This window comes from Anaerobranca gottschalkii DSM 13577 (assembly GCF_900111575.1).
Lineage (GTDB): Bacteria > Bacillota > Proteinivoracia > Proteinivoracales > Proteinivoracaceae > Anaerobranca > Anaerobranca gottschalkii.
Genome location: NZ_FOIF01000003.1, coordinates 67,794 through 84,876 on the forward strand (window position 1 = coordinate 67,794; position 17,083 = coordinate 84,876).

Consider the following 17,083-nt stretch of genomic DNA (forward strand, 5'->3'; position numbering starts at 1 on the left):
GGGCTTTATTTTTTTTGAAAGGAGTGTTTAATTTTGATTAAAGTTTCTAAAAGGATTTTTTATACATATGTTTCTTTAGTTGTAATTACTTTTATTCTAATTCAAGTTATAGTATTGTATAATAGTTATTTTATACAAAGTAGACTGAGTTATGGTTTAGAAAAAACAGGGGAAGAAGAAGTAATAGAAAAACAGAATTGGGATCCTTATTGGGGTAGATATACGAAAGAGGAAATTACTTTACTAGAAAAAATTGTCATGGCTGAAGCATACGGAGAGCCCTTTGAAGGCAAAGTAGCAGTAGTCAATGTTATTCTTAACAGAGTTAATTCCCCTTGTTATCCTGATACTATTAAAGAAGTAGTTTTTCAGCCAGGACAGTTTAATCCCACTTGGGATGGGTCTTTAGAAAGGGTTAGAGAAGTCACAATGAAAACTAAAATTGCTGTAAATAAAGGTTTACTTGGTTATCAAGTTGTCCCAGAAAACACTTTATTCTTTTTAAATAAAGATATAGCTAATGACTTTACCATACCTAATACGAGAGTCTTTGTTGAAAAAATAGGAAATCATTCATTTTATAGATAAAATTTATAGAGATAAAAATTTATCTTTTAGGAAAGATTTGTAAAGGAGCAGGATTTTTAATACTTTTATAGAATAAACTAATTAGGGCAGAATAAATAAAAATTACCCTTATAATTTTTTTAGAAAGGATTGTTAAGATGTCGGTAAAAATACTAACAGATAGTACCAGTTACTTACCTGAAGAAATCTGTCGGGAGTTAGGGATTATAAAAATCTCACTAAATGTAGTATTTAAAAATAAAAGTATAAAAGAGACGGAAATAACAAATGAAGAGTTTTATCCTCTAATGGAAAAAGAAGGGATACCAAAATCTTCCCAACCTTCAACGGGGGAAATGTTTGAAGAAATGAAAAAGGTAGTAGAAAGTGGAGATAGCCTTGTTTGTGTCTTTATTTCTTCTAAAATGAGTGGTACATATCAGTCAGCTTTGATGGTTAAAGAAATGGTATTAGAGGAATATAAAGATGCTAAAATAGAAATTATTGATTCTGGATCTAATTGTATGCAACTTGGTTTTGCTGCAATGGTCGGTGCTAAGGCAGCGAAGGAAGGGAAATCCTTTAAAGAAGTTGTAGATATAATTAAGGGAAATATTAAAAGAAGTAGGTTCCTCTTTATTCCAGATAATCTTGAGTATTTGAAAAAAGGGGGAAGGATTGGAGGAGCCACTGCTTTAATCGGAAATCTCTTAAAGATTATCCCTATCTTGACAGTAGAGGAAGGAAAAACAAGTATACTTGACAAAGTTAGGACAAAAAAGAAGGCAGTAATGACGATGATTGATAAATTGATCCATGATAGCTCTATCTTTGGCCTTAAAGATGTTGTAGTTCATCATATTAACTGTTTTAATGAAGCAATAGAACTTTCAAAATTTATAGAGGAAAAGTTAAATGTTAAACCACAAATTGTCGATATTGGTCCAGTAATAGGTCTACACGTAGGACCTGGTGCAATTGGCTTTGTTTACTATACAGAAAAGGAGTTAACTTAATAAAAGGTAAAGGTAAAAGCCAGTGTTGAAAAAAACACTGGCTTGTGATTTTAGTACATCCTAATAACTGAAATGATTATAAATATGAACATAATAGCTGTTAATACTGCAAAAGCTACTTTCCATGGACTTATTGGAGCCTCACCATCTATTCTACCTGTTTGGCCGTTGATCATAAATTGATACCTTTTCCCTTTATAAGTATAAGCAGAAATCCAAACCGGTAACAATAGATGTTTAAATTTGATATCATTATAATTAGTATTAATATTTAATCCCTTAACTTCATCGGCATTTATTTGTCTGATAATTCCGGAGCGGATAGTAAGGTCGATTTCTCTTTTGGCAGCTTGCCATCCTTCTTTAAGGCCTACACTGTACTTTTCTGTAATAAATCCAGATAAATATTCCGGTTTATAATACACTAATTCCCTTAAATTAAAGGGTTTTATTTTATTAATTATCTTTTCATTAACATGGGTAGAACCCAGGACTAAAACATCATCAAAGAATTGGCTGAAACTTCCAGAAACATGGCGCCAACGGATTTTTCTCACCTGTCTTGTGACCCTTTGTCTTTTGCCATTGACTGTAGTCCAGTGGGTTTCTGTTACCCAATAATAAGTACCGGCTTGGGCGGTATATAGAGAAGAGGTTTGGGCATCATAGGTCCAGAAAGGTAAATAAAGGCCTTCAAGTTTATGGGAAATATATTGTTCTTTTAATGTATTAGGGGCGAAAAACTTTTTTCCAATCCAAACCCTGAATTTTTCCTCAGCCTCTTTTTTCCCTATTTTAAAGGGAATAAGGGTTTCCGGCGGTATCCCTGCCTTTATACTATCTTGAACGATGTGGGATGAACCACAAAATGGGCAGGATTTAGAAAGGATATGGGCTTCAATTATTGTGTCAGCACCACAACTATCACAATGAATTACCTTTTGGTTTCTATCCCACTCCTTTGGAGGATTTTCTAAAAAGGATTTAAAACAATATTCCGTTATTTCCCCAATTTCTTCTTGGATTTGAATCTTTGTGTCACAATAGGGACAGGTCATTGACTGTTCTTTAGGATTAAACTTGATATTGGCACCACAACCTGGACAAGTAAACCTTTCTGTATCTTTTTTAATTGCTTCCATAAGGAGATAATCCTTTCATCTTAGATTTTCGTACCACATTCAGGGCAGAATTTAGCCCCTGGATTTAATTCAATTCCACAATTACCACAATTTAATTTTTGCGGTTTACCACACTGGGGACAGAACTTAGCTTCTTTTTCAATAGGGACAGAACAATGGATACACTTTGTTTTTTGGATATCCATTGAAGTACCACATTGACTACAAAATTTAGCTTGAGGTAAATTATCAGCTCCACATTTAGGACAGGGTACTTTAGTTACTTCATTACCTTGGGGTTGTGGAGTAGATTGCATATTTTGATTGAAAGCTTGGGACATGACTTGCCCAATACCGACACCTGCACCTAATCCAACACCAGCTCCTGCCAGTCCTCCACCTTGGTTTTGGGCAGCATCCCGGATAGCCTCTGCCGTTTGATATTGGGTGTATTGTTGCATATTGCCAATAACCCCCATAGATGTTCTTTTGTCTAAGACTTTTTCAACTTCTTCAGGTAAAGAGATATTTTCTATGAAAAGGGAGACTAACTTTAACCCTAATTGGGAGAAACGGGGTTGTAAAGCTTCTGTGGCAGCTTCCCCTAACTCGTTATAATGCATAGCCAGGTCTAGGACGGGGATTTTACTTTCACTAATTAAATCGGCGATACCAGAAACCAGTGACCTTTTTAAGTGACTAACTATACTTTCTGTATCAAAGACCCTGTTTGTTCCGAAGATTTCTTTTAAAAATACTGCTGGTTCTTCTACCTTAAAGGAAAAAATTCCAAAGGCTCTAAATCTAACCATACCAAACTCAGGGTCCCTCATCATAATAGGATTTGATGTGCCCCATTTTTGATTAGTGAACTGTTTAGTGTTTACGAAATACACTTCAGCTTTAAAAGGGGAGTTAAACCCGTATTTCCAAGCCTTTAACTTAGTTAGGACTGGCATATTTTCAGTAGATAATTTATACCTACCTGGGCCGAAAATATCAGCAATTTGTCCTTCATTGACAAAAACAGCTGTTTGGGATTCCCTTACTGTTAATTGGGCACCCATTTTAATTTCATTGCCTTTAACGGGGAAACGATAAACTATAGTATCTGTACTATCATCGGTCCATTCAATTACTTCAATCAATTGACTTTTTATAAACTTAAACACCATTTTTCTACCTTCTTTCTTGAAATTTTTCTTAATCTATTCTATTCTAACAATGAAGGCAATTTTCCTGCAAAATTTAAAAAAAGGTGATGAAAATGGATAAAAAGAAAAAGCCCACTAAATTAACTAAAGAACAGTTTAAATACAAGGAGTGGGAAAAGTACAATAAAGAGTGGGATAACTGGAATAAAAAAGAAAAAGATGGTAATATGATGTATGAAGGGAAAGTAAAAGGCCATCGCTGGGGATGGTGATTATCCCTTATAATGGCTACTTAAAGGAGATATACTATGTACTAAGCCTGCTTTAATTTAGGATGTTTGCAGGATTAAGTAAATGCTTGTTAAATAATAAAAATAAATATGGATAGGAGTGTTAAAAATGATACCAACACCACATATTGAAGCAAAAAACAAGGAAGAGATTGCAAAAACAGTTTTAATGCCTGGGGATCCCCTTAGGGCAAAGTTTATTGCAGACAATTTTTTAGAAGATGTAAAACAGTTTAATAGTGTCCGTAATGTTTTAGGCTATACTGGAACCTATAAAGGAAGAAGAATATCAGTTATGGCAAGCGGGATGGGAATGCCTAGTATAGGTATCTACTCTTACGAACTTTTTAAATTTTACGGTGTAGAAAACATCATTCGAATCGGTTCCTGTGGAGCATACACTCCAGAGTTAAAGCTCTATGATGTAATTTTAGCAAAAGAGGCTTGGAGTGAATCCACCTATGCCAAAGTACAAGGTGGTTACCAAAGGGATGTGATAGAAGGAAGTCCTGAATTAAATGAAAAGCTTATAAAAATTGCAGCTGAATTAGGTATCCCTATTAATGTAGCTAGAATACATTCTTCCGATGTCTTTTACAGAGAAAACTTTGAACAATACAAAGAGATCCGTGATAAATATGGATGTGTAGCAGTAGAAATGGAAGCCTTTGCCCTATTCCATAATGCAAAGGTATTGGGTAAAAATGCAGCTTGTTTACTTACAGTATCTGACAATTTAGCAACAGGTGAGGAAACAACTTCTCAAGAAAGACAAAATGCATTTACCAATATGATGAAAATTGCCTTGGAAATGGCAGAGTAATTTTGGGATAAAAAAGGTCTGAAAACCTTTAGAAGGGATTACAGACCTTTTTTAATTTTTTTATTATTTTACATTATTTTTTTACTATTGTTAACAAAAAAATGATTCAATTGATGCATATATATTGACATCATGCATATACTATAGTATCATTGCATCATAAAGAGGTGATGCAATGAACAGGCATTATAATCAGAATTATACTAGAGAGCAGATTGACGAGATTTTAAGAATTGTACAAGATTGTATCAGAGAGGAAAGATTTATTATATCAAAAAATGAGAATAGACAAGAAAACATAGATTTTATAAATGAATATAACTTAAACAGCAGAAGGCTAAAGGATATTTTGTTAAAAATTAAAACAGAAGATTTTTGCCATTCATTGCAAAATACAAAAATAGGATTTGAGCATGAGGTTTTATATGTATTCTGTCCAAAGGTTATTTTATTTAACTTTGATGGTGTAAAGGAACTGGTTGATATTTATACTAAATTTAATCTAATTCATAGTGAGAGTGGAAAACGAGTGATTGTCATATCGTTTCACAAGCGAAACAAGCCGATTGATTATCTTTTCCGATGATCAATCAGAAAGTTTGAAAGGAGGTATATTTATGTATATAAATAAGACATTTTGCGAGGAATGTAGAAAAGATGTTGAATACATGGTAGAAACTGCAATAATTAAAGGTAAGATTAAAGGGGATGAATATGAGTATATTGGAAAGAAGGCTGTTTGTACTAAATGTGGAAGTGAAGTCTATGTAACAGATATAGAGGACAAAAATCTAAAGAATTTGTATGATATGTATCGTCAAAAAAAAGGCATTATTTCCCTGGAGAAGATATTAGAAATTCCTCAAAAATATAATATTGGGAAACGTCCCTTATCATTGCTATTAGGTTGGGGAGAAATGACTTTTACTCGATATTGTGAAGGTGATATGCCTACAAAACAGTATTCGGATATTCTTCAAAAGATCTATGATGACCCTGCATATTATAAAGAATTGTTGGAGAAAAATAAGGAGAATTTAAAATCTCCGCAGGCTTATGAAAAAAGTAAGCGGAAGGTTCAGGAACTGCTTGGAGAAGAAAATAATACAGGTTCAAAACTGGACTTAATTGTTCAATATCTGCTATATAAATGTGAGGATATAACTCCTTTAGCTTTACAAAAGGCTTTATATTATGTTCAGGGTTTCTTTTATGCTTTTGAAGGACGTTTTCTTTTTGAAGAAGATTGTGAGGCATGGATTCATGGACCTGTTTACAGGGATGTGTATAACAGGTACTCATCCTATCGGTTTGACCCTATTGAAAGTGTTGAAGATTTTGATGAATCTGTTTTTACAACCTCTGAAAAAGCGATATTAGATAGCGTCATTAAAAACTTTTGCTGCTATAGCGGGAAAATATTAGAAAAGTTTACCCATATGGAGAAGCCATGGAAGCATACTAGAGGTGATTTGCCAGTGAATGCTAATTCAAACCGTATAATTCCCAAAGAATTACTTGGAGAATATTTCATTGCTGTGAAAGAAAAATTTTCTATGCTTACTCCTGGAGATATAGAAGTATATTCAAAATATATTTTTGAACAAATCAAAGGATAATCTGCTTTTAATATAAAGATAAAATAAAACTCCCTTAACATTAAATAAGGGGGTTTTATTTTTACCTAAAAATAATCGAAATAATACAAAAAATAACAAAATATGTTATAATTATTATAATATTTAGTTCAATAATAAATTATTTTAAAATTTGGGGGAGTGTTTAAAATGGGGATAGCTTTTAAGAGGTTGAAGAAAAGGATATTAAAAGAATTTCCAAAGAAAAAGTTAATTGGAGACATTATAATTCGAGATTCAGAATATGAGATTTTGCTGGATTATTTAAAAGATAAATGTAAAGCTTTAATTTATAGCAATGTAGAGATTGGCAATGATCCTGTATTTGCAGTAGCCCTTGTTCAAGTTGGAATAAGATACTATGACGGAAATTTTTGGTCACATCTTACAAAGTTATTAGGAGTAAAAAAAATAACGGTAGAAGGACAAAGGCGGATAGGTGAAGCATTTTATAAAGTTCTTTATATTAATAATAAAGATTTTTTAAACAAAAGTGATAGGGTTAATAACATATTGCTACATGGCTTCGTATCAGATTATTATGCCAATGCAATGTTTGATTTCTTTTTTAAGTATTATAACAATGATTTAGAAAGGGACTTATCCCGAAATAATAGGGAAATGATGAATAATTTGATTGAAGTAATAAAGAAAAATGACAATACTAGCAGAACTTATTTATTAGTAAAGCAAACGGCAAATGCCATAAAAGTTAACACCCGTGGAGGTAAAATAAGAATAAGAAGACTCTTAAATCTTATTGATAGAGCCTTTTGGGATGGAGTTACTCCGGAAAACCCAACAAGTCGTTTATCTATTTTGTTTAATCAATGGCTAGAGATATCAGACGAGTTTAATCAACAATATAACATATACCATAGTAACTCAAACAAAACTAAAGGGAAAAAAGCTTTTTCATCTCCCTATTTCAAATGTGATTTTAAAAATACTTCTTTTAAATTGGTTTTACCCACCCAGCTTATTAGGTTGGATTTTGAAGAAAAAGAAATTCTTTGGCATATAAAATATTCTGATAAAGTTAAAGAAATAAAAAGCCATTTACAGGAAGCGATTACAGGATATAAAACAAAAGAGGTAGAGATTGAAGTTGAAAGGGAAAATATCTTTGATGAATTTATAATTGAACTATATTGTAAAGAAATGAGGTTAAAATTATTTAAAATTAAGGCTGATTGTATTAGATTTTATGATAAAGATGGTGACTTTTTAGACTTAAGTAATAATCTGCCCAAAGGGGAAGTTTATGGATTTACAAGAAAAAATGATATACCAATATCCGATGCCTTACTTGATAGTGAAGTAATAGATAATTTAATAAGATCATATTTTGAATTTGAAATTGGTGATGTAGTTAGACTTCCCGACGGCAGACCGATTTCAATTGGTAGAAAGCTTAAAGAAGGTTTACTTGAGAGGAAGGTTTTGGATGGCTGTTATGGAAAATACAATGGTTCATCTATAAAAATTTATAAAGAACCACCTAGATTATTCCTAAAGATATTGCCCCAAAGGTCAGTTGGAACGATGATTGAAATAAATGGGGTAAGATATCGATTATTTGATGAAAAGACAATAAAGATAGAACTGGGAAATGCAAAGGGAGAACAGGGATATCTAATAAATTTAGGTGATTATGGTTGTACTAATGATGGTATATATACCGTTTATGTTGATGTACCCAATGATCGCACTAATCGTCTTTGGCAGTTTTTGCTTATAAATGGAATTAACTATCAATTTGAAGATGCACCATATATATTTCAATCTAAAGGAAAAATTAAGTTTAATGAGGAATTGAATATTAAACCGGCAAATAAAAATCTTGAAAAAAATAATGATGAAAATTCTTTCAACTTTATCATTGAACCAGAATTAGAATATCTCCCCTTTACATATAAAGGGCAAGACTATGATATCCCGATTTACTTTGAAATTCCTTGTTTAAAATGGAAATTTCCTTCAGGAAAATGGAATGTAGAGAAGCCCGATGCCATTTGGCATGGAGATGTACCTAATATTATCTATTTTAAATATCCAGAGAATAAATTAAAAATATTTATCGATGAACATTTAGATTTTAGTAATCAGTATCAGTATTTAACATTTAGTAAATCCAAAACAAAGGGGTATTTTGAATGTGATATAACCCGCTTTAAATCTTGGCTTAGCAGAGAAAAGGATTTTCGAAGAATTTATATTGACTTTTCCCAAAAGCCTTTAGAATTTTTAAAAATTATCACCTGTAGTGTTGTTGAATCCCATATCTTAAAATGGGATTATGAAAATGAAGAATTAGTATGTGAGTTAAATATAATAGGAAAAGCTAATTATTGTGCAGATTTAGTACTAATGGATACTAAAGAAAAAATAGTGGAAAAAATACCTATAAACCAAGGTAAATTTGTTATAAAACAGTCCTTGAATAGTGGGTTATACAAAATAATTATCTATGAAGATGAGATTGATGATACAGGTTTTAGTAGTACTTTTTACTATAAGATAGGAGAATTTGAACACAAAATAATAAATCCCAATAATTTAGAAGGTAATAAAATGTTAATTAAGCATATTAAAAGGGATGAAGATATATCATTTAAAATGGAACTTAATTGCAAATATTATATTTCTGATTTAAAACAGATTGATAAAAATAATTATAAAGGTCGACTAACTGTTGAAACAAAATATGGAATAAAATACCTAGCAGAGGTAAAGGTACAAATTAATGATTTGGACAAGCTGCAATTTATTTCCCTTACATTTTTTGATGGACAAGATTATTTAGAGTTTTTATATGATAAAAAACGTCAAATTATTATTAAAGATGAAGAAAAAGGGCTTAAAAGTGGTGAGAGCTATAGAAGGTATGAATGCCTATACCCCGATGAATATTTATATATGGTTGAATATATAATTGAAAGGCAAAATTTAGCATCTAATAAGGTTACTCCTATAAAGGAAGAGAAATTAGTTGTTGAAGTGGAAAAAACTAAGGAAAAAGATCTATTAGATACACCAATATGTGCAACAGGATTAAGTAATTTCATTTGTAATGCCTTAAAGAAATCTGAAATTACTACAATAAGGGATATCGTAGATGGTGGTAAAAAAAGATTAGCCAAGGTACAAGGTCTTAACAAAAAGATGTTAAAAGAAATAGAATATCAGTTATATTCTTTAGGGATAAAAATAGATTAAAGGGGGATAATGATGGGTTTTTCACCGGTTGAAACATCAAAAACTTTAACAGAAAAATATATAAGGTATTTAAACACTATCTTTGAGATAAAGGATCAAAATTATTCAAAGCATTTAAGAAAAATGTTAAAAGAAGAAAATTATTTCGCTAAAGGGCCTTATTTAGATGTTACAGATTCTTTTCAAAAAGGGAAAAGTATCTTAGATTTAATTGAAGAAGGGCTTTTAGCAAAAGGCTTTACCAAAATTAAATTACCCCATTCTAGACCTTTATATAAACATCAAGAAAAAGGAATAAGATTAATTGAAGGTAATAGAAACTTAGTTGTTTCTACTGGAACTGGTTCTGGTAAAACTGAAACATTTCTAATTCCCATCTTAAATCATCTAATACGTCAACATGAAAAGGGTAAATTAAATCCAGGGGTTCGTGCTTTGTTAATTTATCCAATGAACGCCTTAGCCAATGATCAAATAGAAAGGTTAAGGGAACTTTTAGCAGATTACCCGGAGATTACTTACGGTAGTTATACAGGGCAAACAAAAGAAAAAAAGCAAGAAGCTTTAGCAGAATATAAAAGGTTGAACAACAATAATTTGCCTAAAAGCAATGAATTGATATCAAGGGAGGAAATAAAGGAAAACCCTCCCCACATTCTAATAACTAACTATGCAATGCTTGAATATTTAATGATTAGACCTAATGATAATGTGTTTTTTGATGGTCCCTTTTCCCATAATTGGAAGTTTATTGTGTTAGATGAGGCCCATGTTTACAATGGTGCTACTGGAATAGAGGTAGCTATGTTACTAAGGCGTTTAAAGGCAAAATTAAGAAAGGAAGACTTAAGATATATTTTAACAAGTGCAACATTAGGGGAAGAAAAAGATAACAAAGATGTAGCGGCATTTGCAGAGAAATTATGTGATAGTGTCTTTGAAGAAAAAGATATAATAAGGGCAGAGAGGGAAAATTTAGAAACCTTCAAAGAAAGGACAACTTTACCAGTAGATTTTTACAACAAAGTCGCTGGGATGATAAATAAAAATGAACCGGAAGATAAAATAATCCAAGAGATCAATAAATTAACTGGGAATTCTTTTTCTGGGAAAAAAGAAGAAGTGATTTATGATGTTGTATTACATGATAATAATTATTGGGAGATAAGGAGAAATTTACAAAAGGTATTAACAGTTAAAAGTTTAGCAAAAGCCATGGGTTGGGAAGAAAAGGAAGTTGAAAATTTTGTTACCGTTGCATCAATAGGTGAAAAAAATGGTGTTTCCCTGTTTAATGCCCGTTATCATATGTTTTTAAAGGCAACAGATGGAGCCTTTATAACATTAAGTCCTAGTAGTAAATTGTTTTTGACTAGAAAAGAAGAACATTTTGAAGACAATGGAGAAGAATATAAGGTCTTTGAAATTGCAACATGTTCTTCTTGTCATAGTATTTATTTAATAGGCAAAGAAGAGGATAATTATTTAAAACAAATAAGCTATGTAGATGAAGAAAATATAAGGGAAGCATATTTATTAGGTGACAGCTATTATGATACTGATGAAGAAAATTTATTATCAGAAAATAATATCGATGTACAAGAACTAGAATTATGTGGAAGATGTGGCTTTATATGTGAACCAGAATTAGAACTTAAAAAGAGATGTGGTCATGATAAAAGGTATTTTGTAAAAGTACTAAAAGCTAAAAAAAGTAAAAGAAAAAAAGAAAAACAAAATCAAAATCTGACAAAATGCTTAAGCTGTGAAAACACAAATAATGCAGGGATTTTAAGGCTATTCTTTACAGGGCAGGAAGCGGTAACTAGTGTAATAGGGACATCTTTATTTGAAGAATTACCAGGATATGAGGTTAAAAAAGAAGTAACTAAAATTGATGATGATACAGGATTTAGTATTACATTAGATTATGAAAAGGAAACGCTAAAAAATATAGCAAAACAGTTTATAGCCTTTTCCGATAGTAGACAAGCAGCAGCCTTTTATGCATGTTATTTAGATCAAACCTATCGTAATATTTTATACAAAAGATTAATTACTGAAACATTGAAAGATGAAGAGTATTCCATAAGGGGTAAAGCATTTGACGACTTTGTATATGACTTAACTGCTCAGTTCGTTAATAAGAAAATAGGTGATAGAACTGAAGATTCATTAAAAAAAGAAGCATGGAAGGCAGCATTGAAGGAACTAGTAGAAAGCAGAAACAACTATTCCCTTTATGGACTAGGCTTAATGGGTATTTCTATAGCAGATGATGGAATAAATGAAAATCCAAGATTTAATTTAAGCAAGAGGGATGTACAAAATATCATCAATGTCCTTATATTTGGAATGATAGGAAACGGAGCATTACATTACGCGGAAAACCTAAATAAAGATGATATAGAGTTTTTTGTTTACAATGGGATAGAACATTCATATACTTATTCTGATTCAAATCCGAAAAAGTATGTTAATTCCTTTATTCCTTCTAGCGAAAGTTATAGTAATAGAAGATTAGATTATATATACAGGGTTATGAAAAAAGGGGGATATGATTTACCGAGGGAAACAATTGTAAAAATTTTAACTTCCATATGGGATAATTTAAATAAATTAAATATATTGAAATGTATTGATGGAAAATATAAAGTTGATACAAGTAAATTGGTAATTACAGCGGGAGGACAGTGGCATATTTGCTCAAAATGTAAAAAAGTGACTATGCATAATGTCCATGGAGTTTGTCCTACATATAGATGTGATGGGGAATTAAAAGAAGTTAATTTAAAAGAGATTTTTGCAGACAATCATTATTACAGAATTTTTCAAGAATTAGATATAAGGGAACTAAGGGTAGTAGAACATACTGCACAACTTAATAAAGAAATGGCATATGAATATCAGCGAAAATTTAAAAATAAAGAGATAGATGTACTAAGTTGTTCAACTACCTTTGAAATGGGTGTAGATGTAGGAACTTTAGAAACGGTATTTATGAGGAATATGCCTCCTTCACCGGCAAACTATGCCCAAAGGGCAGGTCGTGCAGGTAGGAGTAAACAAGCAGCAGCTTATTCGGTAACTTTCTGTAATAGAAGTTCCCATGACTTTTATTTCTTTAATAAACCAGAAGAAATGATTAGGGGAAGAATTGATCCACCGAAATTTAAAATAGAAAATGAAAAAATAGCGATAAGACATCTCTATGCATCGGCATTGTCTTTCTTCTGGAAAAAATATCAGCAATATTTTGCATCAGTTTCCCAGATGATTGAAAAATTAGATGGATATCAATCGGGGTATGATTTATTAAAAATTTATCTAAAAACAAAGCCTAATGATTTAGCAAAATTTTTAGAGTCATTTTTACCAAAGGTTTTAGTTGAAAAGTTTGATATTAAAAATTATGGTTGGGTAAAAAGTTTAATAAATGAAGAAGAAGGTGAGGAAGGAGTTTTTACAAAGGCAGTTAAAGAGTATGAATACGAAGTATCTGTCCTTGTAGAAGCCCGGGAATATGCTTTTAGAGAGGGGAAAAAATCAGATTATTTAACAGAAAGAATAAGGGCATATAAAAGAGAAGATATATTGAGTTTTTTATCTAGGAAAAATGTATTGCCAAAATACGGTTTTCCCGTTGATACCGTTGAACTTTTTATATTAGATAAAAACAATAACTTAAAACTAGGTCTTCAATTGCAACGGGATTTAGCGATGGCCATATCGGAATATGCCCCTGATTCGCAAGTAATAGCCAATGGTAAATTAATTACAAGTAGATATATCAAAAAAATTCCTTCATTAAGTTGGAAGCAATATGACTTTATTACATGTGAATGTAATACTTTAAATATCGATCAGCATATAGAAAATACTGAAGAAAAGAAGTCTAATCTAAAGGAATGTAAACAATGTGGAAAAAATTTAGACCAATCTAGAAAAGAAGTATTTTTAATACCCCAGTTTGGATTTGAAGCAGATGGAGATAAAATAAAAAAACCTGGACTTAAAAAACCTGAAATGAGTTATAGGGGAGAAATAGTTTATGTAGGATATAAAACCGATATTGAAGTAAAGAATTATAAAATTGGTAATGGCGAGGTAAGTTTGTATTTCAGTCAACATGATGAATTAGCTGTTCTAAATAGATCTGATTTTTTCGTCTGTGAAGAATGTGGCTACACTCTATTAGATGACTGGGAACCTAAGAAAATAAAACCTAAAATTAAACACAAAAAACCTACAGGACATAATTGTAGCAATGATAAGTTAAAGAAATATGCATTAGGATATAGATTCGAGACAGATGTTGTAAAACTTAGATTTTTGAATTATGAGCTAGTAAAACAGGAAGAAGGATTGTCATTGTTATATGGTATTTTAAGGGGAGTATGTAATTACCTAAATATAGAAGAAAAGGATATCTACGGAACCTTAAGTTATTATCTAAATGAATACAATAAGAAAAGCAATATTGAATTAATACTTTATGATAAAACACCGGGAGGAGCAGGTCACGTAGCTAGAATCAATCAAAAAGAAGTCCTAGAAGGTATTTTCCAGCAAACGTTAAAACTTATGGAACTATGCAACTGTGGTGGTGAGAAAAAAGATTCATCATGCTATGCCTGCCTAAGAAACTATTACAACCAAAAAAATCATGACATATTAAAAAGAAGCTATGTCATTGATTTTTTGAAAGGATTGTTGGAGTAGTTGTTCCCTGCCCAGTTATTGGTTGTGATTTTGTTGCACCGCAAATGACAGCAAAAGGATTAAACCTTGACAAAAGTAAAGGAAGTCTGTCCGATTACCTTTGCCCTAAACACCAAATTTATATCTCCCCTTCGACTTTCGAATATCAAGAACCGACTACATCATTGCTATGGCCAGAAGACAAAGAAAAAGCTATTCAGATCTCCCAAAAAGGGAAGCGGACCTGGAGTAGAATGGGTAGAGAAAGAGATGAGGATTCCTTAGTATGGAATGTATTTAGATATTTAGAAAGAAATGGACTGTTGAATAAATTTTTAGAGGAGTATTTAGATAAAAGTGGTATTACAATGATAGCAAGGTTAGGGGCTTTAGAAAAAATAGTTTACTGGTCTGTAGATATAGAAATAATGGATATATGGGAAAAGTTGTCAAAAGCTCGGGAAAACCTTGGAGAAAATCCTTCCTATGGCTCTGAGCCTGATAACACCAGCTCCCTCTAAAATTCCCACTTATTATAATAATCATAAAGGTATCTTCAAAAAAAGTCTAACAGATGTCGTTGACCGAAATGGAATAGGTTATGAATTGATGCGATATTTCTTGTTAGGGGAAAAATTAAAGGAATTTCACAATAATAGACGATTATTTATAGTATCCATCACAAGGGATGGTTTAAATGATGATCTAGAAAAACGGGTAAATGATTTCTGTTATAGAAGTGATTACTGTAGATTGACTTGGAATCAGTTGTATTCCTTTATTGAAAAAGAAAGTGTTGTTAATATGATTGATAAAAAAATATTGCTTCATTATCTCAAAGGCAAAACCCTTGGTTATAACAGAGAAGGACAACTTCGCACACTTTTGTAAAGGGGATTGTATTGAAATAAGATGAAAAAATTGTCTGTTTAGATGTATAATGATTGTATAGAAACCTTGGAAAGTTGGAGGGAATATGAAAGGATTTGAAGAACTTTTAAAAAAGATTAAAGAAGAAGCACCTAATATAGATTTAGATAAGCTGGAGTCCTTTGATTCATTTATGTTAGCTTTAAATGATGTATTAGAAGAATATAAAGAAAAGATATATAAATCCTTTTTAGAAGAACTTCAAAAACAAAAAAATACAACTGAGTACACCCATGCCAATAAGGAAAAAAGGGAAATAATAACATCAACGTCTAAACTAGAGAATAATTTAGAAACTAATGAACTAAATGAAGAAAATAAATTTAGGATAAAGGCAAATTATCAAAAATATCGGGCAAACAAGGATGTAGAATATACTCTTTATGAAAATTTCACCCATAAAAGACCTTATGGCTTTAAACTCAAAGATTATCCATTTATAGTAGCTGCCACATGGAAGGATGTTTTAATAAAAACATGTGAAATTTTTATGGATCTCGATGAAAACAAGTTTTTGTCCTTTGCGAATTATCCTAACATGAACGGTAAAAGAAAGAAAATCTTTTCTCTAACACATAACTCAATGAGAGCTCCTAAAAAAATTGGTGATAAAATTTATATTGAAACTAATCTAAGTGCAAATTCTATACGAGATTTGATAATAAAGCTCCTTAAAGAGTATAACTTTGAAGTTACTGACTATAAAGTATATTTTAGAGCAGATTACACTAATTTAAATGATAAGAAAAATAAATAGAACATAAACTCTAATATCACATAGAGTATTAAATTGACAAGGTTTTACTGATTAGATAAAAAGAAGAACAAAGGAGAAATGATAATGATATTTGCAAAAAACACTCCGAATAATATAGGAATAGCTATTTATGGAGACTTTTTAGATTTTGAAAATCTATATAATGCATTACATAATGTCGTGGGTGAGGAAAATGAATTTGCAGGATATAATTCAGCCCGGATTAGAGTACTAGGATTATGCTACGACATACGCCACGGACTTATGGGAGGATTGGGGTATGAATTTGTAGACAATGGATTAGATGAAGACAAAAAAAGGCGTATGGAGTTATTGGCTCCTGACAAAAACATATACTTAAAGATAAATGTACTATGGCCAGAAATGTTATTTATCATGCTTGCCTTAAATGACTTTCTGGAACTTTATGCTAAAAAGAAGTCAAAAACAAAATACAGCACTAATTTGTATGCTGAACCAAAGGTGAGTTGGGATAATTCAATTGCCCAGGTAAAAATGTTGCAGGCAGCAGTAGCTGAATGTTTGAAAGGAACAATTTCAGAAACTGCCTATGGAAGATTATTAAATGTAATGAATGACAGGTATGTGTCTTGCCATGGGTATTTAACCCAATATATCGATATACTTAATAAAAAATTATTAAAATGAATCCTGAAAAGCGATTAAAAAGTATACCAACCTTTGCTAAACGTATTTCTCAGCCAGATAAAGAGTATAAGGAATTAAAACTAGAACTATGGGAAGAAGCTAGAAGGAGAAATTGTGATGTCAATGACTTACGGCTAGCTGTTGATTTTTATGAAGAAATAGAGTGGTAGTCACTAATGGTAAAAGACTAAAAAAAGGG

13 protein-coding genes and 1 pseudogene are annotated in these 17,083 nt (G+C 31.4%); 12 read left to right on the forward strand and 2 right to left on the reverse strand.

The genetic code is table 11. From position 1 onward, the window contains the following. The first annotated feature begins 33 nt into the window (after positions 1-33). Entirely contained in the window at positions 34-588 is a 555-nt protein-coding gene (locus BMX60_RS11865; RefSeq protein ID WP_143055889.1) for a cell wall hydrolase, read from the forward strand. 137 nt (positions 589-725) lie between these two features. Then, positions 726-1,583, forward strand: a complete 858-nt coding sequence (locus tag BMX60_RS01895) for a DegV family protein (protein WP_091348505.1) — start codon at positions 726-728, stop codon at positions 1,581-1,583. 50 nt (positions 1,584-1,633) lie between these two features. On the opposite strand, the gene BMX60_RS01900 is transcribed toward BMX60_RS01895, so the two are convergent. Further along, positions 1,634-2,725: a TFIIB-type zinc ribbon-containing protein gene (locus BMX60_RS01900; protein WP_091348508.1), complete on the reverse strand. Its 1,092-nt coding sequence runs from the start codon at positions 2,723-2,725 to the stop codon at positions 1,634-1,636. A gap of 20 nt (positions 2,726-2,745) precedes the next feature. Beyond that, positions 2,746-3,879 carry an SPFH domain-containing protein gene (locus BMX60_RS01905; RefSeq protein WP_091348511.1) on the reverse strand — a complete coding sequence of 378 codons (1,134 nt, stop codon included), beginning with the start codon at positions 3,877-3,879 and terminating at the stop codon, positions 2,746-2,748. A gap of 92 nt (positions 3,880-3,971) precedes the next feature. Here BMX60_RS01905 and BMX60_RS11975 point away from each other — a divergent pair, with 92 nt between their 5' ends. The 10 genes and pseudogenes from BMX60_RS11975 to BMX60_RS01950 all read left to right on the forward strand — a co-directional run bounded on the left by BMX60_RS11975 (position 3,972) and on the right by BMX60_RS01950 (position 17,054). Then, positions 3,972-4,130, forward strand: coding sequence for a hypothetical protein (locus BMX60_RS11975; RefSeq protein ID WP_177159652.1), 159 nt, complete (start codon positions 3,972-3,974; stop codon positions 4,128-4,130). A 130-nt stretch (positions 4,131-4,260) separates the two neighbouring features. Continuing rightward, positions 4,261-4,971, forward strand: a complete 711-nt coding sequence (gene deoD, locus BMX60_RS01910; protein WP_091348585.1) for a purine-nucleoside phosphorylase — start codon at positions 4,261-4,263, stop codon at positions 4,969-4,971. Between the two features lie 175 nt (positions 4,972-5,146). Continuing rightward, the gene (locus tag BMX60_RS01915; RefSeq protein ID WP_091348512.1) at positions 5,147-5,557 is read left to right on the forward strand and encodes a hypothetical protein; all 411 of its coding nucleotides are present in this window, start codon (positions 5,147-5,149) and stop codon (positions 5,555-5,557) included. A gap of 31 nt (positions 5,558-5,588) precedes the next feature. Next, positions 5,589-6,590, forward strand: coding sequence for a type II TA system antitoxin MqsA family protein (locus BMX60_RS01920; RefSeq protein WP_091348515.1), 1,002 nt, complete (start codon positions 5,589-5,591; stop codon positions 6,588-6,590). Between the two features lie 168 nt (positions 6,591-6,758). Further along, positions 6,759-9,827 (forward strand): DNA-directed RNA polymerase subunit alpha C-terminal domain-containing protein, encoded by a 3,069-nt coding sequence (locus tag BMX60_RS01925; RefSeq protein ID WP_091348517.1) that lies wholly within the window; start codon positions 6,759-6,761, stop codon positions 9,825-9,827. A 12-nt stretch (positions 9,828-9,839) separates the two neighbouring features. Then, complete coding sequence (locus BMX60_RS01930; protein ID WP_177159654.1) at positions 9,840-14,549, forward strand: DEAD/DEAH box helicase; 4,710 nt, start codon at positions 9,840-9,842, stop codon at positions 14,547-14,549. 44 nt (positions 14,550-14,593) lie between these two features. After that, the gene (locus BMX60_RS01935; protein ID WP_091348522.1) at positions 14,594-15,049 is read left to right on the forward strand and encodes a hypothetical protein; all 456 of its coding nucleotides are present in this window, start codon (positions 14,594-14,596) and stop codon (positions 15,047-15,049) included. After that, positions 15,015-15,419, forward strand: a complete 405-nt coding sequence (locus BMX60_RS01940) for a hypothetical protein (RefSeq protein WP_091348525.1) — start codon at positions 15,015-15,017, stop codon at positions 15,417-15,419. The genes BMX60_RS01935 and BMX60_RS01940 overlap by 35 nt, the downstream gene beginning before the upstream one ends. Positions 15,420-15,504: 85 nt before the next feature. Further along, the gene (locus BMX60_RS01945) at positions 15,505-16,215 is read left to right on the forward strand and encodes a hypothetical protein (protein ID WP_091348527.1); all 711 of its coding nucleotides are present in this window, start codon (positions 15,505-15,507) and stop codon (positions 16,213-16,215) included. Positions 16,216-16,299: 84 nt separating this feature from the next. Next, positions 16,300-17,054 (forward strand): annotated as a pseudogene (locus BMX60_RS01950) (DUF6904 family protein). Positions 17,055-17,083: the final 29 nt, after the last annotated feature.

What these genes read in the sequence shown, in the direction of transcription:
- BMX60_RS01895 (WP_091348505.1), top strand. Translation starts at nt 726, where the DNA reads ATGTCGGTAAAAATACTAACAGATAGTACCAGTTACTTACCTGAAGAA.
- BMX60_RS01900 (WP_091348508.1), bottom strand. Translation starts at nt 2,725, where the DNA reads ATGGAAGCAATTAAAAAAGATACAGAAAGGTTTACTTGTCCAGGTTGT.
- BMX60_RS01905 (WP_091348511.1), bottom strand. Translation starts at nt 3,879, where the DNA reads ATGGTGTTTAAGTTTATAAAAAGTCAATTGATTGAAGTAATTGAATGG.
- BMX60_RS11975 (WP_177159652.1), top strand. Translation starts at nt 3,972, where the DNA reads ATGGATAAAAAGAAAAAGCCCACTAAATTAACTAAAGAACAGTTTAAA.
- BMX60_RS01915 (WP_091348512.1), top strand. Translation starts at nt 5,147, where the DNA reads ATGAACAGGCATTATAATCAGAATTATACTAGAGAGCAGATTGACGAG.
- BMX60_RS01920 (WP_091348515.1), top strand. Translation starts at nt 5,589, where the DNA reads ATGTATATAAATAAGACATTTTGCGAGGAATGTAGAAAAGATGTTGAA.
- BMX60_RS01925 (WP_091348517.1), top strand. Translation starts at nt 6,759, where the DNA reads ATGGGGATAGCTTTTAAGAGGTTGAAGAAAAGGATATTAAAAGAATTT.
- BMX60_RS01930 (WP_177159654.1), top strand. Translation starts at nt 9,840, where the DNA reads ATGGGTTTTTCACCGGTTGAAACATCAAAAACTTTAACAGAAAAATAT.
- BMX60_RS01935 (WP_091348522.1), top strand. Translation starts at nt 14,594, where the DNA reads ATGACAGCAAAAGGATTAAACCTTGACAAAAGTAAAGGAAGTCTGTCC.
- BMX60_RS01940 (WP_091348525.1), top strand. Translation starts at nt 15,015, where the DNA reads ATGGCTCTGAGCCTGATAACACCAGCTCCCTCTAAAATTCCCACTTAT.
- BMX60_RS01945 (WP_091348527.1), top strand. Translation starts at nt 15,505, where the DNA reads ATGAAAGGATTTGAAGAACTTTTAAAAAAGATTAAAGAAGAAGCACCT.